The sequence below is a fragment of the Synechococcus sp. CBW1002 genome (assembly GCF_015840915.1).
In the GTDB taxonomy this organism is placed as follows: domain Bacteria; phylum Cyanobacteriota; class Cyanobacteriia; order PCC-6307; family Cyanobiaceae; genus CBW1002.
In genome coordinates, this window is sequence record NZ_CP060398.1 from 749969 (window position 1) to 775522 (window position 25554).

Annotated in this window: 19 protein-coding genes, 2 tRNA genes and 3 rRNA genes; 8 read left to right on the plus strand and 16 right to left on the minus strand. The window is 64.3% G+C overall.

The annotated features are described in order from the left end of the window. Window positions 1–314 precede the first annotated feature (314 nt). Entirely contained in the window at window positions 315–737 is a 423-nt protein-coding gene (locus tag H8F24_RS03535) for a co-chaperone YbbN (protein WP_197170995.1), read from the plus strand. Next, on the plus strand, window positions 734–1555 hold the full coding sequence (locus tag H8F24_RS03540) for a cytochrome c biogenesis protein CcdA (protein WP_197170997.1): 822 nt from the start codon (window positions 734–736) through the stop codon (window positions 1553–1555). Before H8F24_RS03535 ends, H8F24_RS03540 begins: the two co-directional genes overlap by 4 nt. A gap of 50 nt (window positions 1556–1605) precedes the next feature. On the opposite strand, the gene H8F24_RS03545 is transcribed toward H8F24_RS03540, so the two are convergent. From H8F24_RS03545 to H8F24_RS03555, 4 genes are all read right to left on the minus strand, one after another. Beyond that, entirely contained in the window at window positions 1606–2697 is a 1092-nt protein-coding gene (locus H8F24_RS03545; protein ID WP_197158344.1) for an AI-2E family transporter, read from the minus strand. A 146-nt stretch (window positions 2698–2843) separates the two neighbouring features. Next, entirely contained in the window at window positions 2844–3314 is a 471-nt protein-coding gene (locus H8F24_RS20065; protein WP_370594793.1) for a DM13 domain-containing protein, read from the minus strand. Beyond that, window positions 3214–3459: a hypothetical protein gene (locus tag H8F24_RS03550; protein ID WP_197171001.1), complete on the minus strand. Its 246-nt coding sequence runs from the start codon at window positions 3457–3459 to the stop codon at window positions 3214–3216. Before H8F24_RS03550 ends, H8F24_RS20065 begins: the two co-directional genes overlap by 101 nt. A gap of 488 nt (window positions 3460–3947) precedes the next feature. Continuing rightward, window positions 3948–5477: a deoxyribodipyrimidine photo-lyase gene (locus H8F24_RS03555; protein WP_197171981.1), complete on the minus strand. Its 1530-nt coding sequence runs from the start codon at window positions 5475–5477 to the stop codon at window positions 3948–3950. Window positions 5478–5775: 298 nt separating this feature from the next. Here H8F24_RS03555 and H8F24_RS03560 point away from each other — a divergent pair, with 298 nt between their 5' ends. The 3 genes from H8F24_RS03560 (at window position 5776) to H8F24_RS03570 (ending at window position 7191) form a co-directional block, all read left to right on the plus strand. Next, entirely contained in the window at window positions 5776–6027 is a 252-nt protein-coding gene (locus H8F24_RS03560; protein ID WP_197171003.1) for a hypothetical protein, read from the plus strand. A 5-nt stretch (window positions 6028–6032) separates the two neighbouring features. Beyond that, entirely contained in the window at window positions 6033–6593 is a 561-nt protein-coding gene (locus tag H8F24_RS03565; RefSeq protein WP_197158338.1) for a DUF924 family protein, read from the plus strand. A gap of 85 nt (window positions 6594–6678) precedes the next feature. Further along, a complete protein-coding gene (locus H8F24_RS03570; RefSeq protein ID WP_197158337.1) occupies window positions 6679–7191 on the plus strand; it encodes a BCAM0308 family protein in 513 nt (170 codons plus the stop codon). Between the two features lie 124 nt (window positions 7192–7315). On the opposite strand, the gene H8F24_RS03575 is transcribed toward H8F24_RS03570, so the two are convergent. After that, on the minus strand, window positions 7316–7729 hold the full coding sequence (locus H8F24_RS03575) for a hypothetical protein (protein ID WP_197171004.1): 414 nt from the start codon (window positions 7727–7729) through the stop codon (window positions 7316–7318). A gap of 52 nt (window positions 7730–7781) precedes the next feature. Further along, window positions 7782–10493, minus strand: coding sequence for an alanine--tRNA ligase (gene alaS / locus H8F24_RS03580; protein WP_197158334.1), 2712 nt, complete (start codon window positions 10491–10493; stop codon window positions 7782–7784). A 68-nt stretch (window positions 10494–10561) separates the two neighbouring features. On the opposite strand from alaS, the gene H8F24_RS03585 reads away from it, so the two are divergent. Both H8F24_RS03585 and H8F24_RS03590 read left to right on the plus strand, forming a co-directional pair. Next, on the plus strand, window positions 10562–10993 hold the full coding sequence (locus H8F24_RS03585) for a hypothetical protein (RefSeq protein WP_197159025.1): 432 nt from the start codon (window positions 10562–10564) through the stop codon (window positions 10991–10993). 27 nt (window positions 10994–11020) lie between these two features. Next, entirely contained in the window at window positions 11021–14122 is a 3102-nt protein-coding gene (locus H8F24_RS03590; protein ID WP_197158332.1) for a DEAD/DEAH box helicase, read from the plus strand. 10 nt (window positions 14123–14132) lie between these two features. Here H8F24_RS03590 and H8F24_RS03595 read toward each other — a convergent pair whose 3' ends face one another. Continuing rightward, window positions 14133–15059: a class I SAM-dependent methyltransferase gene (locus H8F24_RS03595; protein WP_197158331.1), complete on the minus strand. Its 927-nt coding sequence runs from the start codon at window positions 15057–15059 to the stop codon at window positions 14133–14135. Window positions 15060–15213: 154 nt separating this feature from the next. On the opposite strand from H8F24_RS03595, the gene H8F24_RS03600 reads away from it, so the two are divergent. Next, on the plus strand, window positions 15214–15552 hold the full coding sequence (locus tag H8F24_RS03600; protein ID WP_197158329.1) for a hypothetical protein: 339 nt from the start codon (window positions 15214–15216) through the stop codon (window positions 15550–15552). A 6-nt stretch (window positions 15553–15558) separates the two neighbouring features. Here the strand turns inward: H8F24_RS03600 and H8F24_RS03605 are convergent, their stop codons facing one another. The 9 genes from H8F24_RS03605 to cax all read right to left on the minus strand — a co-directional run bounded on the left by H8F24_RS03605 (window position 15559) and on the right by cax (window position 25466). Further along, window positions 15559–15840, minus strand: a complete 282-nt coding sequence (locus H8F24_RS03605; RefSeq protein ID WP_197158327.1) for a hypothetical protein — start codon at window positions 15838–15840, stop codon at window positions 15559–15561. 214 nt (window positions 15841–16054) lie between these two features. After that, window positions 16055–16171 (minus strand): 5S ribosomal RNA (gene rrf, locus H8F24_RS03610). Between the two features lie 153 nt (window positions 16172–16324). After that, window positions 16325–19206: ribosomal RNA gene (locus tag H8F24_RS03615) — 23S ribosomal RNA — on the minus strand. A gap of 467 nt (window positions 19207–19673) precedes the next feature. After that, window positions 19674–19746, minus strand: a tRNA-Ala gene (locus H8F24_RS03620). 9 nt (window positions 19747–19755) lie between these two features. Beyond that, a tRNA-Ile gene (locus tag H8F24_RS03625) sits at window positions 19756–19829 on the minus strand. 262 nt (window positions 19830–20091) lie between these two features. Then, window positions 20092–21577, minus strand: a 16S ribosomal RNA gene (locus H8F24_RS03630). The 16S, 23S and 5S rRNA genes sit together here with 2 tRNA genes alongside, the layout of an rRNA operon. A gap of 810 nt (window positions 21578–22387) precedes the next feature. After that, window positions 22388–23170: a GIDE domain-containing protein gene (locus H8F24_RS03635; protein WP_197158325.1), complete on the minus strand. Its 783-nt coding sequence runs from the start codon at window positions 23168–23170 to the stop codon at window positions 22388–22390. Continuing rightward, complete coding sequence (locus H8F24_RS03640; RefSeq protein WP_197158323.1) at window positions 23170–24360, minus strand: pentapeptide repeat-containing protein; 1191 nt, start codon at window positions 24358–24360, stop codon at window positions 23170–23172. Before H8F24_RS03640 ends, H8F24_RS03635 begins: the two co-directional genes overlap by 1 nt. Further along, window positions 24357–25466, minus strand: a complete 1110-nt coding sequence (gene cax, locus H8F24_RS03645; protein WP_197171006.1) for a calcium/proton exchanger — start codon at window positions 25464–25466, stop codon at window positions 24357–24359. The genes H8F24_RS03640 and cax overlap by 4 nt, the downstream gene beginning before the upstream one ends. Window positions 25467–25554 lie beyond the last annotated feature (88 nt).

The following is a 25554-nucleotide window of genomic DNA, read 5'->3' on the forward strand; positions in this document are numbered from 1 at the left end:
AAGTGTGGAAGAGGTGCCAGCTGTTTTAGGTGGGAATCGAACCATTCGGGTGGATGCAGTCGATCGGAACCCACAGGAGGCTGTGATCACCGCAATCAGCACAGGTGATCAATCGAGCCGGATCCACCGGTCATCGGTCGCCTGTTGCGATGGTGTAGATCAACAAGCCTCAGAACAGATCTGAGCGGCGTTGCCGGATCGAAGCAATCCAATTGGACGCTTGGCTTGTACTCCAACCATTCGCCCTTCCTGCCGCGATGCAAGTTTCCCTTGCCGCTCTCCTGCTCACGCTCGGGAGTGGGCAGACCATTCCCATGCCTGGATTCCTTCCAGTCGCACCGCCAGCCCAGGGTGCCAGCCCATGGGTCGCCCAGAAAACCGGTGCCGCCCTCGCCCCGTCCCTGCAGGGCAAACCCGTTGTGGTCGACATCTACGCCAGCTGGTGCCCCGCCTGTCGCACGATCGAACCGACCTTGCGTTCCCTGGAAAAGCAGAAGGCCGGCAAGGCCACCTTCGTGCGATTCGATGTGTCTGATGCCGCCAAGTTGAAGGCATCGCGCGAGCGAGCCCGTGCCCTTGGCCTTGGTCCCTTCCTGGAGGCCAACCGCAGCCAGACCTCCTTGGTGGCCGTGATCAACCCAGCCACCGGCGCCACGGTGCAGACCTTCCGAGCCAGCACGGACGCGAGCGCCTACAGCGCAGCGATCAAGAAAACTCAATCGATGATCAAACCTTGAGCCGCTCGGCCGTGCGAAGAACAGGACTGACCGTTCTGCTGCTCCTGGGAGTGGCCCCACTGGTGGTGCTGGCGATGGTGCACGGGCTCCCAGGGATCGGCACCCACCTGGATCTGGCGATCCTGTCAGCGTCACAGACCTATGCCGAGCGGTTCGAGGCCAGCCCCGCAGGCCCCACGGTTCTTCTTCCGTTCATCGCTTTTGGGGGTGGGCTGTTGGCGAGCGTGTCGCCCTGTGTGCTGGCGATGCTGCCGATGAACCTCAGTTACATCGGCACCCTCGGACCGCGCAGCCGGCTGCAGGCCATCGTCAGGGTTGGGGGGTTCGTGGCCGGCACCGTCGCGGTGTTGAGCCTGTTCGGACTGATCGCCTCCTTCGCTTCAGCCATCGTGGTGGACCACCGCGGTCCGGTCCATCTGGGGGTGGGACTGATCATCCTGCTGATGGGCCTGAATCTGGGAGGGTGGCTGCCGCTGACCCTGCCCCGACTGCCCGAACTGCCCCCTGCCGGCGGCCCATTCCTGGTGGGCATGAGCTTTGGCCTGGTCAGTTCCCCCTGCGCCAGTCCAGTGCTGTTTTCAGTGCTCGCCGCGGCGGCGAGCACTGGCTCCACCCTGTTGTCGGTGATCACGATGATGAGCTATGCCCTGGGTTATACCGCTGTGATTGCCGTCACCAGCCTCTGGGTTGGGCTGATGACCGCCTCAAGGCGGCTGCTCAGCCATGGCGGAAGGCTCACCCGATTCAGCGCCTTGATCCTGTTGGCAGCTGGCACTTACTACATCGTCCAGGGTTGGAGCTGGACCTGGCAGAGCTGAGTCCAATCGACGCCGAAAAGAGGGGGCAGGTGAGCAATCATCACCTGGCTTCAGACTTCTTCCGTGGTGCAACCACCCGGCAGGGCGGCGGAGGCAGTAGCAGTGGCAGGGAGCGAGCTGGGAGCCAGAAACAAGGCCTTGATCGTGGCCGCGATGGGTACAGCCGTGATCACACCATAGAAATCCGCCAGGGTGGCACCCACCATCACCGAAAAGAGGATCACGATCGGATTGAGGCCGGTGAGCTTTCCCAGCAGCCGGGGCGGAAGGATGTTCTCAATCACCTGATCCAACAGAATCAGCACGGAGAACACTCTCACACCAAGCCAGAAGCTCTTGAACAGAAACAGGACGCTGACCAACAGAATGCCAAGGATGGCGCCAAACGGAATGAATCCCATCAGACCGATGACGCAACCCGAAAGGATGGGGAACGGTGCCTGCAGCACAACCAAAGCTGGCGTCAGCGCACAGACCAGCACCACGGCCAGCACCAGTTGGTTGAAGATATAGCTGTTGAAGTTACGCCGAAGCACGCTGAGAACCTGCAGGCCACGGTCACCCGGCAACCAGGAGACCAGGCAGTTCCGGACCAGCTCACCTCCATAGATCAGGAAGAAAATGGTCAGCACGAGCAGGAAAAACAGGCTGAAGAAGCTGCCAAGCGATCCGGAGACGAAGCCGGGAATTCCAAGCAGCACACTTTCGATCTGATCCTTCACGTTGGCGGCCACGCCTTCAATGATCACGCTGGCATCAAGCGGCAGGCCCGCCTCGTTGGCCCTGCCGCTCAGCAGCACCAACTTGCCGACGCTGGAATCGATCCACTCCGGTAACGCCTGGGTGAACCCGATGAAGCGGAGCAACAGCAAGGGGATCACGGTGGCGCTGGCCAGCACCGCGCCACCGATGAACAGCAGGAACACCGCACCAATCGCCCAGCCCCTCTGCAGGCCCAGGCGCCTTTGCAGCAACCGCACCGGGAGGTTGAGAATCAGGGCGATCACCCCCGCCAGGATGAAGGTGGAGGCAACTCCCTCGAAGGCGCGATACAGCGAGCTGAACACCCAGAGGTTCAGCACGACCACAGGAAAGCCGAGGCCCAGCACCAGCGAGCGAGGCAAGGGAGAAGGCAGGTTCATGGGGCCAGGCAGCTAGGCCAACCCTTGCATGGATGGTCGCGCTGTCCAAGGGGTGGCTCTCGGGGTCACCGGATCATGTTGCATCCCTTCCACTTGGATCAGGGCTTCAGCGCATCAGCGCCAAAGGTTGCATTGAAGCGACGACATCAGATCGCGACAGAGGCATCGCCATGGAGATTGATCGCGCCTGAAATGGCATCACTCTGTGCTCCGCTGTAGTGATTCAAAGGCGCCAGAACCGCGTTGTCTCGATCGTTGATCGGAAAAGCCGGGGGCCGGCTGGAACCAAGCACATCCTGGGATCGGTGAAAAACCACGACCAGATCAGGACCCGAGATTGAGGTCGAAAAGACTGGATCCAATTCAAGGAAACGCCGTTGACCACGGCACGCCTGCAGTGCCTTGGGTCCGTCGTGGCGACAACAGAATCGTTCCTGGAGATTCCGATCACCGGAGGGCCAACCGCAACGGGCTTCTTGATGCGACAGCAAGAGCCCCAGCAGGCCCGCAGGGCTCTCAGCCCCGGAGACGCCTGGCTCCCAGCAGGGTGAAACCGACCAGAGCGGCTGCCGCTCCCCAGAGCAGCAGAACGACGACGAGCGAGATGAGGCAGTCAAGCGGCGTCTTGACGCTGCAGTACAGGAGCGCCCACAACGTGGTGGATCCCAGGATCACAACAGTCGCCAGACCGCCCGCCACTACCACCCCGAAGAGCAGGATGCGCAAGACCCTGCGGCATGCCGCATAGTGATCACAACCCATCAGCGCCGTGGAGCCTCCGCTGAAGCGGAAACGAGCAGATTTCAGCGCGCCGCACTTACATCACTGCGCTGGCATCAACGACCGGAGCAGCACCCGGATCCAGCTGGCTCGGCCCTTCCGTGACCGGGGCTCTCCCTGCTGCCAATCGGTTACCCCCTGCGCCTGCCCGGACTCCGCTTCGGCTCTGTGGCATGGGCAGCACTGCTGGGCCTGCTGGCCTGGCCACGCAGCCACCTCGGCGCTACAGGCGACGGCGTGGGGTCGTTGGCGATCCTTCCCCTGGTCCTCGCCGCATTCACGGCGGCGGGCTCAATAGGGTCCTGCGTAGGCTGGCCCAGGCCTCGATTGTGTGCTGCCTGCTGCTGCTGCTCGCCTACCTGGGCGGCGGAATCGGCGTCGACATCCCGCTGGCTCTGCTCCTGGGCTCCCTGGCTGATCTGGCGCTCACCAGCATCTCTCTGGTCATCGGAGCCATCGCCATCGCCCGATCAGCCGCAGCCTTCAGGATCCAGGTTCAGGCGCAGTTGCTGATCGGTGGATGGCTGGCGCGACGAGCCACCACCCCGCCGCCCGCCGCTGGCTGCCAGGCCGGAGCGGCGGGAGCCATGCCGGTGCTGGACCGCATCGGCAAGTTCCGCAAAGCCCTGCTCCTGACGCAGGGCCCAGAGTCTCTCGCGAGCCTCCCGAGCAGCGACGGCGGGGTCCACGATCGGCAGCGGGTAATCCACGCCCAGCACACAGCCGACGCGCAGCTGGGTGGTGGCCGCCATCGTCCACGGCTGATGCCGATGCACCGGCGGCACCCGATCCAGTTCCGGTACCCACTGGCAGATGAAGTCGCCGTTGGGGTCATGGTCCTGACCCTGCTTGATCGGGTTGTAGATCCGGATCGTGTTGATGCCCGTGGTACCCGACTGCATCTGACACTGGCTCCAGTGAATGCCCGGTTCGTAGTCGACGAACAGGCGCGCCAGCCGCATCCCACTCTCGCGCCACGGCAACCAGAGGTGATAGCTGGCCACCGACATCAGCATCGCCCGCATGCGGAAGTTGATCCAGCCGGTGGCGATCAGGGCCCGCATGCAGGCATCCACGAACGGCAAGCCGGTGCGCCCTTCAGCCCAGGCCTCCAGGCGCTCGGGATCGCTGCTGCGCAGACCGGCGGTGAGCGGATGGAGCTCGCAGAACTCCAGATCCGGCTGGCTTTCCAGCTTCTGAATGAAGTGGCAGTGCCAGTGCAGCCGCTCCTCGAAGCCCCGCCGCCGGCCCGGGTATCGGCGGTTCGCCTGCACCACCTCCCGCAGCGACACAGTACCCCAGGCCAGATGGGGGGAGAGCCGGGAGCAGCTGCGGAAGGCCGTGCGCGGGCTGGAGAGCTCGCGGTGATAACGGGCGCCGCGCTCGCTCAGGAAGCTCTCGAGAACGACCAGCCCCTCCTGCCGGCCTCCAAGCTGCCGGCCTGGGCAGGGATCGGGTGCCAGTCCCAGATCGGAGGCCGAGGGAATCGGGCCGGGGTCGAGATCGCCCAGGGGCTGCAGTGCCTCCGGTGCAGGGCTGAGCAAGCCGGCCATGCGCTCCTCCCAGCGGCGCGCCCAGCCGTTGCGGCTGCGCAGGCGACGGATCACCCCGGTCTGGGGACTCTCGGTCCAGGTGATGCCATGGTGGCGCGCCCAGAGGGCCACACGCCTGTCGCGGTCGTAGGTCCAGCCGTTGCCGGTTTCCTCATGGCTCCAGAGGCCCGCGACGCCGAAGTGCCGCCGGGCTCGCTCCAGTACCGCCTCCACCCTGCCGGTCCGCACCACAAGCGGCTGGCCGAGCTCCGCCAGGGCCCGCCGAAGGTCCTCCAGGCTCTCGGAGCAGAAGGCCCACTGCCGAGCCGAGGCATCGGGCTGCTGCCACAGCTCAGGCTCCACCACCACCAGGGGCAGCACGGGCCCAAGCCGACTGGCCTGCAACAGCGGCTGGTGGTCCACCACCCGCAGGTCCCGCTTGAACCAGACGATCTGCACCGGGCCCATGGCCGCGACCCTAGAAGGCACGCGGCCGGGCGCGGCTGGCTCTGGCGCCCCGTAGACCGCCTGGAATCGCGACACATTCCGGCTGCTCTGGCCTGAAGTGATCTCCGCGCCGATCGAGGTACCGCTTCAGACGGATGGAAGGGGCCATGTGAACGGCTTCGTCAATGACGGCTACGCCTTCCGGTGTGTGGGGGTCTGGTTCACCCAGTGGCGCAGGACGGATCCCCGTATCGCCGGGCACCCGCAGAAAACGGTGATCGGTCCAAGGATGGAGTTGGAAAACAGAGATATCCCCGTCATGCGCGAGATCGTGTTTCGCGTGATCAGCGAGCGACCAGGCCACCTGGAGGCCAGGGCCGAACATCAGCCCATCACCATCACCGCCCCCTCCCTCGAAGAACTGCACCATGAGGCCCGCGAGGCCCTGATTGAGCACCTGGGCCCCATCCACGTGGCCTATCGCGCCCGCATCCGCCGCCCCGAGGCCGACCCCCAGGCCGTTCGCCACGCCATCCGGGGCCTCGGCCATCGGCCTGTCCCCTGCTGCTGACCCCCTTGCCTGATGCCGCTCCCAAATCCAGCGACGACGTTCTGCACGTCTGGTTTGAGGAGACCGAGCCGCGCCAGTGGTTCAGCAAGGATCCTGCCTTCGATCGGCGGCTGCGGGATCGGTTCATCGTCCTGACCCGCCAGGCCGTTGCCGCTGAGCTGACCTCCTGGGGGGAGGCTCCCTCAAGCGGCCTGGCCCTGGCGCTGCTGCTGGATCAGTTCCCCCGTCAGATCTGGCGCGACACCGCCATGGCCTTTGCGGGGGATGCCCAGGCCCTCGCCCTCAGCCTGGCGGCGATGGAACGTGGCTGGATCGAAGCCGAAGCCGATCAGGCCCGACGCCAGTTCTGGCTGATGCCGCGGATGCACAGCGAAGACCTGGCCATCCAGGACGCGGCGATCCCCCTCTTCGAGCGGTTCACCGATCCCCGCACCACCGCCTTCGCCGCCCGCCACCGCGACGTGATCGCCCGCTTCGGTCGTTTCCCGCACCGCAATGCCATTCTCGGCCGGGTGTGCACCGCTGAGGAACTGGCCTTCCTGCAGACCCCCGGCTCAGGCTTCTGAGCCCTGCAGCCCTGCAGCCCTGCGGCACCACGTCCTGACAGTGCCGGTGCGCGTGGCTACAGCAGGAACAGTGAGGTCTGGATTCATGCACACGAACACCCCCAATGCACCATCCAGCCATGCGGCCCGCCATGACGGGATGGAGAGCGGGCACACCAGCGATCCCTACCTACAGCGCCACAAGCCGTCCGAACCCAGCACCTGTCCGGATTGCCAGGCCAGCTATCACGACGGTCGCTGGAGCTGGGACGCACCCCAGCCCGGTGCTGCCACCCACCGTTGCCCGGCCTGCGAGCGCATCAGGGATCAGGCGCCAGGAGGTGAACTCAGTCTCTCCGGCGGCTTCCTGGCGGCGCACGCCGAGGAGGTGATGCGGCTGGTCAACAACACCGAGCTGCACATCCGCCAGGAGCATCCGCTGGAGCGCCTGATCGACACCAGCGGCGATCCGGCCAGTGGTGAAGTGCTGCTGCGCTTCACCGGCATCCACGCCACCCATGGGGTGGCGGAGGCCCTGGTGCATGCCTTCTCGGGAGCACTGGACGCGCCCTACCCGGAGGCCGGCGCCCCGATGCGCGCCCGTTGGCAGCGCGATTGAGGGGTGCTCCACACAGCCAAGGCGGTCTGTTCGAGGGGTCACAGTGGTCAGCGGTGGCTCAGCATCCTCCGGATGCCCTTTCTCTGTGAGCCCCCAGGTCTGGAAGCCGTCCTGGCTTGAGGCTTTACAGCCCCTCAAAACGCACGTTGAGATTCAGCTTGCCCGGACCGATCGCGGTGGACTGCAGCACCAGAGCGGCTGTTTTGCCGTCGGGGGTTCCATCAACCTTGGTGCCGCTGGGCGGATCCATCACCAGGTTGAAGCCCCAGGCACCGCTCACGGTGTTGATCGTGCGTTCGGTGTAGCCCTGCTGGGTCAACGCGGCCTTCACTTTGGCCAGCAGCTGCTCAGGCGCCCCACCCAGCTGCGTGTTGAGGCTGGTCTGGCCGATCGCGTTGGCCGCGAACAGGGAAGGAGCTGGCTTGGGAAGCGGCAGCTTCAGTTCCTTGAGCAGGGCCGTTGCCGGTGCAGCCAAGGCGGCTGAGGCACTGATCATGAGCAGCGCCATGGTCGCCACGGGAGTCCAGACGAAACGCATCGGTGGGCACCACAGGGGAATCAGGAGGCTAGGTCCCCCCCTGAGTCAGCACTCACCCCTCCAGGGCACGGCCCAGTTCCTGCCTGGCTGCCGCCAAAGCCTCCTCCAGGGCCGATCCATCCCGACCGCCTGCCTGGGCCAGGTTCGGCCGGCCCCCGCCACCTCCGCCGCAGCGCCTGGCCACGCCACCGATGAACTTGCCGGCCTGCTGCCCCTGGGCGATCACCGCCGGGCCAAAAGCTGCCACCAGAACCACCTTGCCCAAATCGGACGGATCGGGCAGCCCCCCCAGCACAACGGCAGCACCCGGGCCCAGGTGATCCGCAAGCTGTTGGGCAGAGCTCTGCAGACCCCCTCCTTCCACGCCATCCAGGCGCGCCACCAGCAGCTGGAAGGGGTGGCCGTCGCGGGCCACCCCAACCGCCACCGCCTGCCCCGCCAGCGCCGCTGATTTCGCCAGGGCCAGCTCCTGGCGTGCAGCCGCCAGGGCCTTGGTCACGCCCTTCAGCTCCTCCTGCAGGGCACTGACCCGCTCGACGATCTCGCCGGGCTGGGCTTTGAAGCGATCCCCCAGGGCCTTCACCACCGCCTCCCGCTCCTGCAGGTAGGCCAGCACCGCCGGCCCCGCCACCGCCTCGATGCGGCGAATGCCGGCCGCCACCCCGGACTCGGCCACGATCTTGAACAGGCCGATCTCGGCGGTGTTGGCCACATGGGTGCCACCGCACAGCTCCATCGAAACGCCTGGCACATCCACCACCCGCACCACAGCGGCGTATTTCTCCCCGAACATCGCCACGGCACCGGCAGCCTTGGCCCTCTCGATGTCCATCTCCTGCACCTCGAGGGTGTGGGCATCGGCGATCCAGCCGTTGATCAGCGCCTCGATCTGCTCCAGCTCCGCGGAGGTCACCGCCCGGGGGCAGTGAAAATCGAAGCGCAGCCGATCGAAGTCGACCAGGGAACCGGCCTGGGCAATGCCGGGATCCACCACCTGCTTCAGAGCCGCCTGCAGCAGATGGGTGGCGGTGTGGTTCGCCTGGGCTCGGCGGCGGCAGGCGCGATCCACCTGGGCCGTCACCAGATCGCCGATCGCCAGGCTGCCCCGCTCGATGCGGCCCTGATGCACGAACACGCTGCGGTTGCGCGACACCCCATCGATCTGCACGATCAGGCCCGCCCCATCGGCACCGCCGCCCAGGAGCAGACCGCGGTCGCCCACCTGGCCGCCGCCCTCGCCATAGAACGGTGTGGTGTCGAGCACCAGCTGCACGCTGTCGCCCGCCACGGCCCGCTCGGCCGGCTCGCCGTTCACCACCAGGGCCAGCACGCAGCTGGGGTGCTCCAGGGCCTCATAGCCCTGGAAGGCCGTGGCTTCCAGCTCCGCCGCCATCTGCTCAATGGCACCCTGCAGGGTGAGATCCAGGCTCACCGCCGCGGCCTTGGCCCGCTGGCGCTGCTGCTCCATCGCCGCCTCGAAGCCGGCCAGATCCACCGTGATCCCGTGCTCCTCGGCGATCTCCTCGGTGAGTTCCAGGGGGAAGCCGTAGGTGTCGTAGAGCTCGAAGGCCTGCTCGCCACTGATCTGCTTGGGCCTGGCGGCGAGCACCTCGGCCAGCAGCTTCTCGCCCCGCTCCAGGGTTTCCAGAAAGCGGGCCTCCTCGCGGGCCAGTTCAGCCAGGATCACCTGGCGCCGCTCCTGCAGCTGGGGGTAGGCCGTCTCCATCAGGGCGATCGACGCCTCCCCCATGCGGGCCAGAAACGGCTGATCGATGCCCACCAGCCGGCCATGGCGCACCACGCGGCGCAGCAACCGCCGCAGGATGTAGCCGCGGCCCAGGTTGCTGGCGGTGACGCCATCACCGATCAACTGGGTGATGGCACGGCTGTGGTCGCCGATCACCTTCAGGCTCGTCTGGCCCTTCGGATCGAGGGCGCGGTAATCGACCCCGGCCAGGCCGGCGGCCGTCTCGATCAAGGGATAGATGAGGTCGGTTTCGTAGTTATTGGCAACCCCCTGCAGGATCTGGGCCATGCGTTCCAGGCCCAGGCCGGTGTCGATGTTGCGGTTGGCCAGCGGCGTGAGGCTGCCCTCCGCGTCGCGGTTGTACTGCATGAATACCAGGTTGTAGAACTCGATGAAGCGGCTGTCGTCTTCGAGGTCGATGCCGTCGTCGCCCAGTTCAGGCTTGAAGTCGTAGTAGATCTCCGAGCAGGGGCCGCAGGGGCCGGTGGGGCCGGAGGCCCAGAAGTTGTCGGCCTCATCCATGCGGATGATCCGCTTCGGGTTCACCCCCACCACGTCGCGCCAGATCGCCTCCGCTTCGTCGTCGTCGCGGAAGACGCTCACCACCAGGTTCCGCGGCGAGAGACCGAACACCTGGGTGGAGAGCTCCCAGGCCCACTGGATCGCCTCCGGCTTGAAGTAATCGCCGAAGGAGAAGTTGCCCAGCATCTCGAAGAAGGTGTGGTGCCGCGCCGTGCGGCCCACGTTCTCGATGTCGTTGGTGCGGATGCACTTCTGGCTGCTGGTGGCCCGTGGAGCCGGCCGTTCCACCTGGCCGAGAAACACCGGCTTGAACGGCAGCATGCCGGCGATGGTGAGCAGCACCGTGGGATCGTCTGGAATCAGCGAGGCGCTGGCCGTGCGCTGATGCCCGCGCTGCTCGTAGAAGTCCAGAAAGGCCGCCCGGATCTCTGCGCCGCTGCGGGGCCGTCCGGTGGAGGATCCGCTGGCAGCGGAACGGTCGGAGGCGGCGGCCATAGCCCTGCGATGCGAAGGAACGCTGAACAAGGCATGATCGCCCAGCGCAGGTCATCGCTTCCTTGCCGTTGTCCCTGGCCACCTCTGGCAGTCGTTCACAGCTGCGGCTGCAGTCGCTCAGCTGGGCCCTGCTGGCGGCCGGCTGCGCCGCTGTGCTGGGGCTGCCGCTCGGCCTGGAGCCGGCCCTGCGATCGGCGGGCTGCGGCTTCTTCTATGGCCTGCTCGCCTTCCATCTGCAGCGGGTCGATCCCGACGACTCCCACCTGCAGGCCGGCCTGGTGGGGGCGGTGTGCGGCATCCGCAGCCTGGGCGCCGCCCTGCCGCTGAGCCATTCCCTGCCGGAAGCGATCGCAGCCGCCACTCAGGGGCAACTGGGGGCCGTACTGCCATCGATGATGATGGAGGTGATCCGTGGGTGGTTGCCGCTCTGGCTGCCACTGGTGGGCAGTGCCCTGCTGCTGCGCGGACTCCAACGTCTCCTGCCCGCCCTGCGGCCCTGATCTGCGGCACGGCCGTCTCTCCCTGCCATGAGCCTGCTGCACGCCACCTGGCTGTTTCCCCTGGAGGGATCACCCGTACCCGCGGGAGTTCCGACCCGGGGACGGCTGCTGCTCTGGGCCGATACCTGGCGCGTGGCCAAGGCTGTCCAACCCGCCGCTGAAGCCCCCGAACACCCGCTCACCCTCAACTGGGACGACCTGGCCACCTGGCTGCAGGACAACGACTTCTGGTCTGAGGCGGTCCGTCCGGCCAGCGCCACCCTCACCTTGCCGAGCCGGCGCCAGGCGGCCCGGGGCCGCCGCAAGAGCGAGGAGGAGGGCTGGAGCGGGCTGCCGCTGCAAGCCGGCGAACCGATTCCGAAGCAGGTGGAGTGGTGGCCCTGGCAGGTGGAGGGTCTGGCCCTCGATGCCACCGCCGCCGCCGAGTGGCTCAGTGCCCTGCCGCTGTCGGGCCAGCATCCCGAAATGGCCGATGAACTGCGCTGGTGGAGCCACCTGCAGCGCTGGTCGCTCAGCCTGATCGCCCGTGGCCGCTGGCTGCCCCAGGTGGAGGGCGACATGGCGCGCTGGCTGCCCCTGCTCAACCGCGAGGACGACCGGCGCCGCCTCGAGGAACTGGCCAGCCGTCTGCCGCAGGTGGCCACCTGTGCCATGGCGGACACGGCCCTGGCCTGTCGCCGGCCCGGCAGTGGGCGCCTGCGGGTGGCCAGCCTGCTGGAGGCCCTGCTCGATGGGCAGCTGCGCAGCGGCTTCACCCCCGCCAGCGACGGGCTGGATCCGCTGCTGCTGGCCTGGCAGAAGGCCCTGGGCCCGGGCAGCGGCGCCGTGGACCTCGACGGCGAAGCCATCGAGCGCCTCGAGGTGGCCACCCACCACTGGCGCGAAGCCGTGGCAGGCCAGGTGGCACCGGCCCGGGCCTGCCTGGAACTGTTCACCCCGGCGGAGGGAGAGGAGCTCTGGGAGCTGCGCTTCTCCCTGCAGGCGGAAGTGGACCCAAGCCTCCGCTTGCCGGCCGGCGCGGTCTGGGCCGCTGGCGACCGGCCCCTGCAGCTGGGCGAGATCCCGGTGCCACAACCCGGCGAGCTGCTGCTGGAGGGCCTGGGCCGCGCCCTGCAGGTGTTCGATCCGATCGAACGGGGTCTGGATGAGGCCACCCCCGAAGCGATGCAGCTCACCCCGGCGGAAGCCTTCGTGCTGGTGCGCACCGCCGCCGACCGCCTGCGGGACGTGGGGGTGGGGGTGGTGCTGCCGGCCAGCCTCAGCGGCGGCCTCGCCAGCCGGCTGGGTCTCTCGATCGAGGCGGAGCTGCCCGGCAAATCGCGGGGCTTCACCCTCGGCGAGGGGCTCGACTGGAAGTGGGAGCTGATGATCGGCGGTGTCACGCTCGGCCTGAGGGATCTGGAGCGCCTCACGGCCAAGCGCAGCCCGCTGGTGCAGCACAAGGGCGCCTGGATCGAACTGCGCCCCAGCGACCTCAGGAATGCCGAACGCTTCTGCGCCGCGGATCCGGCCCTCAGCCTCGACGACGCCCTGCGCCTCACCGCCACGGATGGCGACACGCTGATGCGGCTGCCGGTGCACCGCTTCGAGCCGGGCCCACGGCTGAAGGCGGTGCTGGAGCAGTACCACCAGCAGAAGGCGCCGGACCCGCTGCCGGCGCCGGAGGGCTTCGCCGGTCAGCTACGGCCGTACCAGGAACGGGGCCTGGGCTGGCTCGCCTTCCTGCATCGCTTCGATCAGGGCGCCTGCCTGGCGGACGACATGGGTCTGGGCAAGACCATCCAGCTGCTGGCCTTCCTGCAGCACCTCAAGGCGGAACAGGAGCTGAAGCGGCCCGTGCTGCTGGTGGCACCCACCTCGGTGCTGACCAACTGGAAACGGGAGGCCGCCGCCTTCACCCCGGAACTGGAGGTGCGGGAGCACTACGGCCCGCGCCGCCCCTCCAGCCCAGCGGCCCTGAAGAAGGCCCTGCAGGGCGTCGATCTGGTGCTCACCAGCTACGGGCTGCTGCAACGCGACAGCGAGCTGCTGGAGACCCTCGACTGGCAGGGCATGGTGATCGATGAGGCCCAGGCGATCAAGAATCCAAACGCCAAGCAGAGCCAGGCGGCCCGCGATCTGGCCCGTCCGGGCAAGATGGGTCGCTTCCGCATCGCCCTCACCGGCACTCCGGTGGAAAACCGCGTCAGCGAGCTCTGGGCCCTGATGGATTTTCTCAACCCCCTGGTGCTGGGGGAGGAGGCCTTCTTCCGCCAGCGCTACCGGCTGCCGATCGAGCGTTATGGCGACATGGCCTCCCTGCGGGACCTGAAGGCACGCGTGGGGCCATTCATCCTGCGGCGCCTCAAGACCGACAAGTCGATCATTTCGGACCTGCCGGAGAAGGTGGAGCTGAACGAATGGGTGGGGCTGAGCAGCGAGCAGGCGAAGCTTTACCGCAAAACGGTGGACGACAGCCTCGAGGCGATCGCCCGCGCCCCCCTGGGCCAGAAGCACGGCCAGGTGCTTGCCCTGCTCACCCGCTTGAAGCAGATCTGCAACCACCCCGCCCTGGCCCTCAAGGAAGAGGGGGTCGACGGGCAGTTCGCCAGCCGCAGCGGCAAGGTGCAACGGCTGGAGGAGATTCTCGAGGAGGTGATCGAAGCCGGCGACCGCGCTCTGCTGTTCACCCAGTTCGCCGAATGGGGTCATCTGCTGCAGGCCCATCTGGAGCGGAAGTGGCGCCAGGATGTGCCCTTCCTCTATGGCAACACCAGCAAGGCGGAGCGCCAGGCGATGGTGGATCGCTTCCAGGAGGATCCCCGCGGACCGCAGCTGTTCCTACTCTCCCTCAAGGCTGGCGGCGTGGGGCTCAACCTCACCCGCGCCAGCCACGTGTTTCATATTGATCGCTGGTGGAATCCCGCCGTGGAGAACCAGGCCACAGACCGCGCCTACCGCATCGGACAGCAGAATCGGGTGCTGGTGCACAAGTTCATCACCAGCGGCTCGGTGGAGGAAAAGATCGACCGCATGATCCGCGAGAAATCAAAAATGGCCGAGGAGATCGTGGGCTCCGGCGAAGACTGGCTCGGCGGCCTGGAGGTGGGACAGCTGCGCGAACTGGTGGCCCTGAGCGACGACGTCTGAGCCAGTACTCTCAACCGGCCACCCGCGCGATCATGGCCCGGTGGCGCGGCGAGCAGACGGAGCTGACGACCTCATCAAAACCAGCCTCACGCAGTTCCTGCTCCAGGTCGAGCGCGAAATAGGCGTCCATGTAGGGCTCGGTGCTCTTGAGCAAGGTCATCACGAAAGCCGGCATGGTCTGGTAGGCGCCGCTGGCGGGATTCATGTCCATCAGCGCGAAGCTGCCACCGGGCCCCAGCAGCCGGCGTACTTCCCGGAAGATTCGCCGCGTTGTGCCCTGCGGCATCTCGTGGAACAGCAGAAAGGCCGAGACCAGATCGGCGCTGCGATCCGCCAGCCCGGTGGCTTCCGGCAGGGCATGGATCCAGCGGGTCACCTTGGAGCCGCGTCGGGCGGCGTTGTAGGCGGCCAGGCTGAGGTAGTGGGGCGAGAAGTCGAGACCAGTCACCTCTGCCGCCGGAAACGCCTGCTCCAGAGCGAAGCTGCTCAGCCCCACGGTGGCATGCAGATCGAGGATGCGGGCCGGCGGCTGGGGGAGCTGGCTCAGCAGGACGGCGTGATAGCCCTCTCTCAGCGCCCGATCACTGGCGGGCCCGGCCTCTGGATAGAGGCTGGAGTGCACGGCATTGGAGGCCACCTCGAACTCGTAGGCCGCCTCCCAGCAGAGGTGGCCGGCGTCGTAGCCGTGAAACGAGGCGGTGTAGTTGGCGGGGTAGGCGAGATCGTCGCGCTGGATCGACTGCCACAGCGGCTGCCAGTCCTGCTGGCTCAACTCAGCCACGGTTTCCCGCCAGGGGATGCCGAGGCGCTCGGCCCGCTGGATCATCATCCGCCGCGCCTGCCCCTTGGCCAGAGCCCAGAGGGGCTTCACAGCCAGGGCCTGGCCCACCAGACGACTGGTGAGATCCGGCCTGCGGTCTTCGGTGGCGACACGCATGGGCAAGGGGATGGGCACGGATCCAGAACCTACCGCCCGCAATCAACCCTCCCACCAGTGGCCAGGCCAGCCAGCTCAGCGATCAGCAGGCCTGATCAACGCTTGGCAGGTGCGTCTGACCGAGCTAGCCAGTAGCAGGGAGCCAGGGGGAGTGATGGAGGAGAAACCAGTGACGCCCCACGCCGCCCCGATGCTCGACGAGGAGGGCCGTCTCACCTACATCGGCAACGACGGGCGGCGCTACGTGGTGCTCGGCTTTCCGCCCGACATTGACGACGCCACCACCGAACGGGTGATGGAATCCCTCCGGGGCAGCAGCGGCTTGTTCAACCGCATTGAACGACTGTGCCAATCCTGGCTGGCCCAGGTGAGCAGCCAGGATCTGCCAGAGCATGAAGCTCTGGTCCTGCTGCTCACCACGCTGGAAACCAGTCTGGAGGATGCCCTAGACGAGCCAGACGACGATCCTGACGGGTCTGCAAGCCCAGGTTGAACCTGGTCAAGCCAGCGACAACACAGCAGCGTCCTCCAGGGTCGAACGCCCCCGCCGGCGGCCGAGGGGTTCGATCCAGTCTTCCCGGATGCTGTCGTGGTGCAGCTTGAACTGGGGCAGACGGCAGCCCAACTGAATGGTGCCGTCATCGAGCAGACGACCCAGTCGTAGAGCGGTGGCTTCCTCTACACGAGAGAAGGTGCTCTGCCGCGCGGTGACCCACGACAACTCTGACGGCGTGATCACGCCACTGGCGAGGGCCTCCAGGAACAGCTCCCCGAGAATCATGAGAGGAACGTAACAAGCTGGAAACATTCTGCCGCCTTCAGGGGCGCTCCGTGGCCCATCGTTGCCAGGAGAGAAACCGGAAAAACCAACCGCTGCCCTCGGGCAACCAAGGCAATCAAGCGTCCAGGCGGAGTCCACAACCCAGGCACACGAAAACGCCCCCGATCGCAGCCATCAGGCTGCCATCGGGGGCGTCGTCGTGGAGCAAAGTTTGACCTGGCATCGAGCTATTTTCGCAGGAGGCTACCCTCCAACTATCGTTGCCGCTGCTGCGTTTCACAACCGAGTTCGAGATGGATCGGAGTGGGTCCACAGCGCCATGAACACCAGGAAAGCAAACGGCCTCTTCAGGCCCCTTGCCGGTCTTTGCCCCCAGGTTGAACCCTGAGAACTGCATAGGAGCGGTTGACAAGCAACCGGTCTGGATCCAAAAGCTTTGAGCGCGTGATCCCTGTGTCATCCGGTCAGGATGGCAAGGGATGGAATGGTCAAGCCCTCGGTCTATTAGTACTCCTCCGCTTCACCGGTTACCCGGCTTCCACGTAGAGCCTATCAACGGGTGTTCTTCCCGTGACCTTACTGGCTTATGCCATGGGAACACTCATCTTGAGGTGGGCTTCCCACTTAGATGCTTTCAGCGGTTATCCACTCCGCACATGGCTACCCAGCGTTTACCGTTGGCACGATAACTGGCACACCAGAGGTGCGTTCCTCCCGGTCCTCTCGTACTAGGGAGAAATCCTCTCAATGTTCCTGCGCGTGCACCGGATATGGACCGAACTGTCTCACGACGTTCTGAACCCAGCTCGCGTACCGCTTTAATGGGCGAACAGCCCAACCCTTGGGACCGACTTCAGCCCCAGGTTGCGATGAGCCGACATCGAGGTGCCAAACCTCCCCGTCGATGTGAACTCTTGGGGGAGATCAGCCTGTTATCCCTAGAGTAACTTTTATCCGTTGAGCGACGGCCCTTCCACTCAGAACCGTCGGATCACTAAAGCCGACTTTCGTCCCTGTTCGACTTGTAGGTCTCACAGTCAAGCTTGCTTCTGCTTTTGCACTCGTCGGCTGATTTCCAACCAGCCTGAGCAAACCTTTGCGCGCCTCCGTTACCTTTTAGGAGGCGACCGCCCCAGTCAAACTGCCCACCTGATACTGTCCGGTCCCCGGATGACGGGTGACCGTTAGAACCCTAGCTCTGAAAGAGTGGTATCTCACCGTTGGCTCACCATGACCCGCAAGCCATGGATCAAAGCCTCCCACCTATCCTGCGCATTCAGAGCCCGGGCACAATACCAAGCTACAGTAAAGCTTCATAGGGTCTTTCTGTCCGGGTGCACGTAGTCCGCATCTTCACAGACAATTCTATTTCGCCGAGCCTCTCTCCGAGACAGCGCCCAGATCGTTACGCCTTTCGTGCGGGTCGGAACTTACCCGACAAGGAATTTCGCTACCTTAGGACCGTTATAGTTACGGCCGCCGTTCACCGGGGCTTCAGTCGCCAGCTTCGCTTGCGCTGACCAGCTTCCTTAACCTTCCGGCACTGGGCAGGCGTCAGCCCCCATACATCGTCTTGCGACTTAGCGGAGACCTGTGTTTTTGGTAAACAGTCGCCTGGGCCTCTTCACTGCGACCACCTTGCGGTGGCACCCCTTCTCCCGAAGTTACGGGGCCATTTTGCCGAGTTCCTTAGAGAGAGTTACCTCGCGCCCCTCGGTATTCTCTACCACCCCACCTGTGTCGGTTTCGGGTACAGGCCATCATGCCTTAACGGGTATAGGGCTTTTCTTGGAAGCTTGACATCACCCACTTCGCGGCCGTAGCCGCTCGCACTCACGCCTCAGCTCAAGCTGTTTTCGCCAGCTCTCAACGCCTCGAACGCTTGGACCAGTAACCAACATCTGGCTGGGCTAGCCTTCTCCGTCCCCCTTCCCAAAACATGACAGGTACAGGAATGTTGACCTGTTGTCCATCGACTACGCCTTTCGGCCTCGCCTTAGGTCCTGACTAACCCTCCGCGGACGAGCCTGCCGGAGGAACCCTTAGGGTTTCGGGGCATGGGATTCTCACCCATGTTTTCGCTACTCAAGCCGACATTCTCACTTCCATGCAGTCCACGCCCGCTTACGCTAACGCTTCACCCCACATGGAACGCTCCCCTACCATCGGAATCTTACGATTCAAATCCGCAGCTTCGGTACAATGCTTAGCCCCGTTCATTTTCGGCGCAGGATCGCTCGACCAGTGAGCTATTACGCACTCCTTTGAGGATGGCTGCTTCTAGGCAAACCTCCTGGTTGTCTGGGCAATCCCACCTCCTTTATCACTCAGCATTGATTTGGGGACCTTAGCTGGCGGTCTGGGCTGTTTCCCTTTCGACCATGGAGCTTATCCCCCACAGTCTGACTGCCTAGTTACACACAGGGTATTCAGAGTTCGTCTCGATTTGGTACCGCTCTCGCAGCCCGCACCGAAACGGTGGCTTTACCCCCCTGCTGGAGCACTAGACGCTACGCCTCAACGTATTTCGGGGAGAACCAGCTAGCTCCGGGTTCGATTGGCATTTCACCCCTAACCACAGCTCATCCGCTGATTTTTCAACATCAGTCGGTTCGGACCTCCACTTGGTATCACCCAAGCTTCATCCTGGCCATGGTTAGATCACCCGGGTTCGGGTCTATAAACACTGACGATCGCCCTATTCAGACTCGCTTTCGCTATGGCTCCACCATTCCCGGTTTAACCTGCCAGTGCCTATAAGTCGCCGGCTCATTCTTCAACAGGCACACGGTCATCCTATGAGTAGGACTCCCATTGCTTGTAAGCTCACGGTTTCATGTTCTATTTCACTCCCCTCCCGGGGTTCTTTTCACCTTTCCCTCGCGGTACTGTTGCGCTATCGGTCACACAGGAGTACTTAGCCTTACGAGGTGGTCCTCGCGGATTCACACGGAATTTCACGTGCTCCGTGCTACTCGGGATACAGCTAGGCCAGTTTCGCTTTCGAGTACGGGGCTTTCACCCTCTCTGGCGCGCCATTCAAACGCTTCCTCTAACGTCCCTGGTCCACGTTGCTGTCCCACAACCCCGATGGGCGAACCCATCGGTTTAGGCTCTTCCCCGTTCGCTCGCCGCTACTGAGGGAGTCGTTTTTACTTTCCTTTCCTCCAGCTACTAAGATGTTTCAGTTCGCTGGGTTGGCTCGCGCCGCCCTATGGATTCAGGCGGCCGTTCTAGGGGTTGCCCCATTCGGAAATTCCCGGATCAAAGCGTGTTTCCAGCTCCCCGAGACTTATCGCAGGTAACCACGTCCTTCATCGCCTCTGTGTGCCAAGGTATCCACCGTGAGCCCTTTGTAGCTTGACCATAATCACAACTCGCGTTTAGCTTGTTGAAGGCTATTCTTCCGGTGTCTAAGCTCTCAATCAAGAGATCTCAGACAGCCAGAATCAAACTCCTGCTTGGTGGCTTGTGGCCATGCCAGACAGAAGACACGAGCTGTACTCGGCTCTAACTCAAGAATCACTGGCTTTCCTGTTTCTCTCAGATTGAGGCTTGCACCTCAATCTTCCCTTCGCTTTCGCTGGGATGCCGCAGCCGAGGCCGCGACCAGAGAGAACCGGAAAGTCAGCGTCTATGAGATGCTTTCTTTTCCAGACTTTTCCTATGCAGTTGTCAAGGTTCTTGCTGAATGCCCATCCTTGCGGACAGGGAATCCAGCATGCTTTCAACCACTCAGGGAATGAAAGCAGGCTGGAATCGTCACCAAGACGTCAGGATCACACCAAAGAAATCTCTCCTTTGCTTCCGTGAGGGCGCTCGTCAGTGTGGAATGGAGGTTAGCGGACTCGAACCGCTGACATCCTGCTTGCAAAGCAGGCGCTCTACCAACTGAGCTAAACCCCCAAACACGAATGGGCCATCCTGGACTTGAACCAGGGACCTCACCCTTATCAGGGGTGCGCTCTAACCACCTGAGCTAATGGCCCAGGAGTTCGACCTCGCGATCGCGTCAAAGTTGTGTCTGACCTGATTGATGATTCAGTATCGCTACCGTTTCATCTTTCAGGTTTCAACACCGCCTCAACAAAAATCGTTGGGGTGTGACCTAGACAAAGTTTAGGAACTGAACCTGCTTGGACGGACATGTTGCCATTCCGCTTCCACAGTTGAGGTACCGATCGACCTAGAGTGACAGGATCATGGCCTGAAAATAAAGTATTCAGACATCACAATCAGTTTGTCTCCCTGTTAGGAGGTGATCCAGCCGCACCTTCCGGTACGGCTACCTTGTTACGACTTCACCCCAGTCATCAGCCCCACCTTCGGCATCCTCCTCCCTTACGGGTTGGAGTAACGACTTCGGGCGTGGCCAACTTCCATGGTGTGACGGGCGGTGTGTACAAGGCCCGGGAACGTATTCACCGCAGTATGCTGACCTGCGATTACTAGCGATTCCTCCTTCACGTAGGCGAGTTGCAGCCTACGATCTGAACTGAGCCACGGTTTATGGGATTTGCTAGCTCTCGCGAGTTTGCTGCCCTTTGTCCGTAGCATTGTAGTACGTGTGTAGCCCAGGATGTAAGGGGCATGATGACTTGACGTCATCCACACCTTCCTCCGGTTTATCACCGGCGGTCTCTCTAGAGTGCCCAACTCAATGCTGGCAACTAAAGACGTGGGTTGCGCTCGTTGCGGGACTTAACCCAACATCTCACGACACGAGCTGACGACAGCCATGCACCACCTGTCACTGCGCTCCCGAAGGCACTCCCTCGTTTCCAAGGGATTCGCAGGATGTCAAACCCTGGTAAGGTTCTTCGCGTTGCATCGAATTAAACCACATACTCCACCGCTTGTGCGGGCCCCCGTCAATTCCTTTGAGTTTCACACTTGCGTGCGTACTCCCCAGGCGGAACACTTAACGCGTTGGCTACGACACCGAGGGGGTCGATTCCCCCGACACCTAGTGTTCATCGTTTACGGCCAGGACTACAGGGGTATCTAATCCCTTTCGCTCCCCTGGCTTTCGTCCATGAGCGTCAGTTATGGCCCAGCAGAGCGCCTTCGCCACTGGTGTTCTTCCCGATATCTACGCATTTCACCGCTACACCGGGAATTCCCTCTGCCCCTACCACACTCTAGCCTTGTAGTTTCCACTGCTGAAATGGAGTTAAGCTCCACGCTTTAACAGCAGACTTTCAAGGCCGCCTGCGGACGCTTTACGCCCAATAATTCCGGATAACGCTTGCCACTCCCGTATTACCGCGGCTGCTGGCACGGAATTAGCCGTGGCTTATTCCTCAAGTACCGTCAGATCTTCTTCCTTGAGAAAAGAGGTTTACAGCCCAGAGGCCTTCATCCCTCACGCGGCGTTGCTCCGTCAGGCTTTCGCCCATTGCGGAAAATTCCCCACTGCTGCCTCCCGTAGGAGTCTGGGCCGTGTCTCAGTCCCAGTGTGGCTGATCATCCTCTCAGACCAGCTACTGATCGAAGCCTTGGTAGGCTCTTACCCCACCAACTAGCTAATCAGACGCGAGCTCATCCTCAGGCGAAATTCATTTCACCTCTCGGCATATGGGGTATTAGCGGCCGTTTCCAGCCGTTATCCCCCTCCTGAGGGCAGATTCTCACGCGTTACTCACCCGTCCGCCACTAACCCGAAGGTTCGTTCGACTTGCATGTGTTAAGCACGCCGCCAGCGTTCATCCTGAGCCAGGATCAAACTCTCCGTAGTAGTCTTCCCCCTTTAAACGTCAGCTCTAAACTTTCGCTTGAGCTTTCATCGCAGAGAAGTTTGTCGCTCACCCAAATCCTGCACTGGCGCACAGTCTTCAGTTGGGACCACCTTTCGACTGACCGAAAGGGTTCGAGAGTGCACACAACTGTTTCGCTTGCCGTCTAGACCTCTCTATCTGGATCTCTCCGAACAGATTCTTCCTGATGGTTCACGTCACAATCCCGTGACTTTCCCAGATCTCAGATCCGGTTCGCTTCAGTCACCCACAGCTGGTTTTCACCCAGTTCTGACCCAAGGCGTGAGACCTCAAGGCAGCACCACATCACTGCAGGTTCCCGTCGCTTAAAATGTTTGACGGGACCTCACACCTCTACCGCTCGTTTCGTCATCCTCGACACCGCATCCAACGGGCTTTGACTCCACACTGGCGCCAGCACAAGGCTGGTCCACTGCGAACTCAGAACCGTTCGATCCGATCAGAATGACGCGGTAGAAGCGTCAGTTCCTAAACTTTTCAATTGTCCAGGTGCTGCCTCCACTCCCTTGGCCTCTCGGCTCCGGGTCGTCTCGGCGCGTCGCCTCTCAGCGACTCAGGAAACCTACAACACCGGTGGCTCGCGCCTCCTTCGTCGTAAGCACGCACCCTTCACCCTTCCAGGCAAACGGCACTCGCCCTCAGTGCCTCGCAGCACCGAAGACTCTGCGTTTCCACCGGTGCTCTCGCTCCCGGTGTGCCGCGCAGTCCAAAACCATACCCCATACACCTTCAATCGGGCAAGCCGCCCACTGATGGAGCCGCGGGCAGCCTCAGCCCGCCAAGCTCAGCACCACCAGCACCACGGCCGTGACGACAAGCACGGCGCTGCCCACGGCCCACATCCGACGCTGACGCGACGTTCGTGACAGCAGCAGCTGCTCACCTTCGCGGCGGATCAGGAACAGGCCCTCCTGCTCCGGCTTGCGCAGGGCCAGGCTGCCGCTGGCATCGCTGACCTCGGCCACCACGAAGATCCGCCCACCTGAGCGGAACACCTCCTCATCGCGGCGCATCCCGAGGCTGCGGATCTGCTGACGCGCCAAAGCCTGACCCTTGCCGGAAGGCGCCGCCTCGTCGTCGGGTTCGAGGACGGAGAGCACCGATTCCCACTCCAGCTCGGCCTGCTCCGGTTCCACCGGCAGCTCCTGCCCGGCCTGCGCCAGGCGAAAGCAGCAGCGCCGCTCCAGCCGACTCACCTCCTGGGAGCGCTGCTCCCAGCGGCTTTTGGTGGTGGTGCGCCCTTCGGAATCGGTGGTCTGCTCCTCAACCCGCTCCTGATACAGGTGCGTGACCGTATCGACGAAGGCGACGCAGGCCTCGCCGCTCCAGGGGGCCTGCAGCGGCTCCTCGCAGACCAGCTCCCCCTCGAGCTTGACCAGTTCCCGGAAGGAGCCCCCGCCGATGCCATCCACCACGGTGGCGTGCAGATCCAGCAATTCGGCCACGCTGCTGCTGCGCGCCGCCCGCAGCAGGCGCAGGCGGCGCCCCTGATGCAGGGAGCTCCAGCCGCAGAACCCGGCGGCCAGGGCCGCGACCAGGGCGATCCAGCCCATCAGGCGCCCTCCTCGGCGCGGAGCGCCAGCCGATCCGGCAGCCCCTTGCAGCCGCCCGGCAGGGTCTGGCGGGAGCGCTTGCCGCTCCAGGCCGCCAGGTAGTGGCGGGCTTCCGGATCCAGCAGCCGCACCCCCGTGAGATTGATGTTCTCCACCAGGGCGCCGGTGCCCCGTCCACTCAGAAAATCAGGGCTGAGACCGATCTGGCGCGGCGTGGCGCTCTCCAGCGGGCCATAGAAGAAGCGGGTGCGCTCCAGCCGTGCCCCCTCCAGGCAGGCCCCGCCCAGATCGGCACCGGCCAGGTTGGCGTCGCTGAGGTCGGTGGCTTCGAGATTGGTGCCGCGCAGGTCGGCGCCATTGAAATCAATGCCGCGCAGATCGGTGCCGGCCAGGTCCTGACCCCGCAGGCTCTGATACAGCTGGATCACGGGCACGCCGGCCACCCGGTCTTCTTCGTAGCTTCCCTGGCCATCGAGGATGGCGCGGCCGAGCCGATGGTCGCGCCGCAGCGGTGTGAGCAGGCGCGCATGGGAGAGAAAGCGCAGGATGCGGGCCTTGCCGTCGGCATCGATGCTGCTGAGCACGGCCGCCAGCCGCCCCTCGGCCAGCATCCGCTCCAGCGGCCAGTCTTCCAGCAGGCCTTCGTCGTCGCTGATCAGCTCGGAGACGCCGTGGATGAAGCTGTCGATCGTCTGGGCCTGGGTGATGCGGTTCTGCTGGGTGGTGAGCCGCTGGTCGACCATCACCTGCCGCCAGGCGATCATCAGCGCCACCGAAGCCACCAGGATCTGCCCGAAGGCGCCGATCACCCCTTCGCCGATGGCGCCGATCGCCTCCCAGTCGGCGCGGCGGTAGATCCCCAGCAGGGGATCCCACCAGCCCAGCTGCAGGGTGATCACCACCAGGGCCAGCACCAGCGCCAGCACGGCCGCGATGCGGGCGGTGGGGGGATCGTCGATCCGCTGGCGCAGCAATTGCCAGAGCGGCGGCAGCAACTGATGCAGCGACAGCCCCACGGTGAGCAGGGCCGCCGCCGCCGCCACCCAGACCAGGCCAGCCAGGGAGGCCGCCAGGGTGAGCGCCACCGCCAGCAGCAACCGCAGCAGGGGCGACTGGCGCAGCAGGGCCCAGAGGGTGATCGGGCGGAAGGGGGCCGGAGCCGTGCGGCGCTCGTCGGACAGCTGACTCATGGCAGGGAACCGCCCTGGAAGTAGAAACCTGCGGCCAGAATCAGGTAGGTCGCCAGCAGCAGCACCCCCTCCAGCCAGTCGGAACGCCCATCGAGGCTGACGAGGTTGCTCACCACCACGGCGGCGATCACGGCGACCAGTTCATAGAGGTTGAAACTCAGATCGAGGGGGTGGCCCAGGGAGGGCCCCAGCAGCACCAGCAGGGGCACCACCAGCAGGGCCACCAGCAGGGTCGAGCCCAGGGCCACCGACACCGACAGATCCATCTTGTCCTTGCGGGCCATGCTCACCGCCGTGAGGTATTCGGCGGCGCCGCCCAGCAGCGGCAGCAACACCACGCCGGTGAACAGGGCCGTGAGCCCGAAGCCCTCGGTGACGCTCTCCACCACGCCGACAAACAGCTCGGATTCATAGGTGAGCGCCAGGGTGGCCAGCAGCAGCACCATCACCCAGGGGAGCACCTTGGGGCGCTCCCCGCCATGGGCGAGCTCCTCGCTGTCGGCTTCGGCCACGGCATAGAGGGTGCGGTGGGTGCGCAGCGAAAACAACAGGGTGAGGCCGTAGACCGCCAGCAGCACCCAGGCCACGAACAGGGAGAAGGATTCGCGGCCGGCCGCTGCCACGCCACCATCGCCGCCACCGGCCAGGTTGCCGCTGGCGAGGCTGCCGACACTGGGCAGCAGGATCGCCAGCACCGCCAGGGTCATGGCCGATCCATTCACCCGGGCCACCACCGGCTGAAAGCGCTGCTCACTGCGCCCGATGCCACCGACCAGCATCGAGAGCCCCAGAGCCAGCAGCAGGTTGGCCATCACCGTGCCGGTGATGCTGGCCTTGACGATCTCCACCAGACCGGCTTTCAGGGCGGTGAGGGCAATGATCAGCTCGGTGGCATTGCCGAACACGGCATTGAGCAGAGCCCCGATCGAGGGGCCGAAGCTGATGGCCAGCTCCTCGGTGGCCGTGCTCAGCCAGATCGCCAGGGGAATGATCGCCAGCGCCGAGGTGGCGAACACCGCCCCATCGCCCCAGTGCAGGGTTTCGGCCAAGGCCGACAGGGGCACCATCACCAGCAGGCCGAACGCGATGGCGTTCCGGGGGGTCATGCGCCGGGATCGGATCGGCGCATTCTGACGGCACCAGCCCGGCTCGGCTGGGGCGGCTGCAGCATGGGCGCCAGGTTCCGGGTGCCGA

Excerpts from the sequence above, each read along its gene's own strand:
- H8F24_RS03605 (WP_197158327.1), bottom strand. The coding sequence starts at position 15,840 with ATGATTCTCGGGGAGCTGTTCCTGGAGGCCCTCGCCAGTGGCGTGATC.
- H8F24_RS03595 (WP_197158331.1), bottom strand. The coding sequence starts at position 15,059 with ATGCGTGTCGCCACCGAAGACCGCAGGCCGGATCTCACCAGTCGTCTG.
- H8F24_RS03590 (WP_197158332.1), top strand. The coding sequence starts at position 11,021 with ATGAGCCTGCTGCACGCCACCTGGCTGTTTCCCCTGGAGGGATCACCC.
- H8F24_RS03535 (WP_197170995.1), top strand. The coding sequence starts at position 315 with ATGCCTGGATTCCTTCCAGTCGCACCGCCAGCCCAGGGTGCCAGCCCA.
- alaS (WP_197158334.1), bottom strand. The coding sequence starts at position 10,493 with ATGGCCGCCGCCTCCGACCGTTCCGCTGCCAGCGGATCCTCCACCGGA.
- H8F24_RS03550 (WP_197171001.1), bottom strand. The coding sequence starts at position 3,459 with ATGGGTTGTGATCACTATGCGGCATGCCGCAGGGTCTTGCGCATCCTG.
- H8F24_RS03600 (WP_197158329.1), top strand. The coding sequence starts at position 15,214 with ATGGAGGAGAAACCAGTGACGCCCCACGCCGCCCCGATGCTCGACGAG.
- H8F24_RS03575 (WP_197171004.1), bottom strand. The coding sequence starts at position 7,729 with ATGCGTTTCGTCTGGACTCCCGTGGCGACCATGGCGCTGCTCATGATC.
- H8F24_RS03545 (WP_197158344.1), bottom strand. The coding sequence starts at position 2,697 with ATGAACCTGCCTTCTCCCTTGCCTCGCTCGCTGGTGCTGGGCCTCGGC.
- H8F24_RS03560 (WP_197171003.1), top strand. The coding sequence starts at position 5,776 with ATGCGCGAGATCGTGTTTCGCGTGATCAGCGAGCGACCAGGCCACCTG.
- H8F24_RS03640 (WP_197158323.1), bottom strand. The coding sequence starts at position 24,360 with ATGAGTCAGCTGTCCGACGAGCGCCGCACGGCTCCGGCCCCCTTCCGC.
- H8F24_RS03570 (WP_197158337.1), top strand. The coding sequence starts at position 6,679 with ATGCACACGAACACCCCCAATGCACCATCCAGCCATGCGGCCCGCCAT.
- H8F24_RS03555 (WP_197171981.1), bottom strand. The coding sequence starts at position 5,477 with ATGGGCCCGGTGCAGATCGTCTGGTTCAAGCGGGACCTGCGGGTGGTG.
- H8F24_RS03635 (WP_197158325.1), bottom strand. The coding sequence starts at position 23,170 with ATGGGCTGGATCGCCCTGGTCGCGGCCCTGGCCGCCGGGTTCTGCGGC.
- cax (WP_197171006.1), bottom strand. The coding sequence starts at position 25,466 with ATGACCCCCCGGAACGCCATCGCGTTCGGCCTGCTGGTGATGGTGCCC.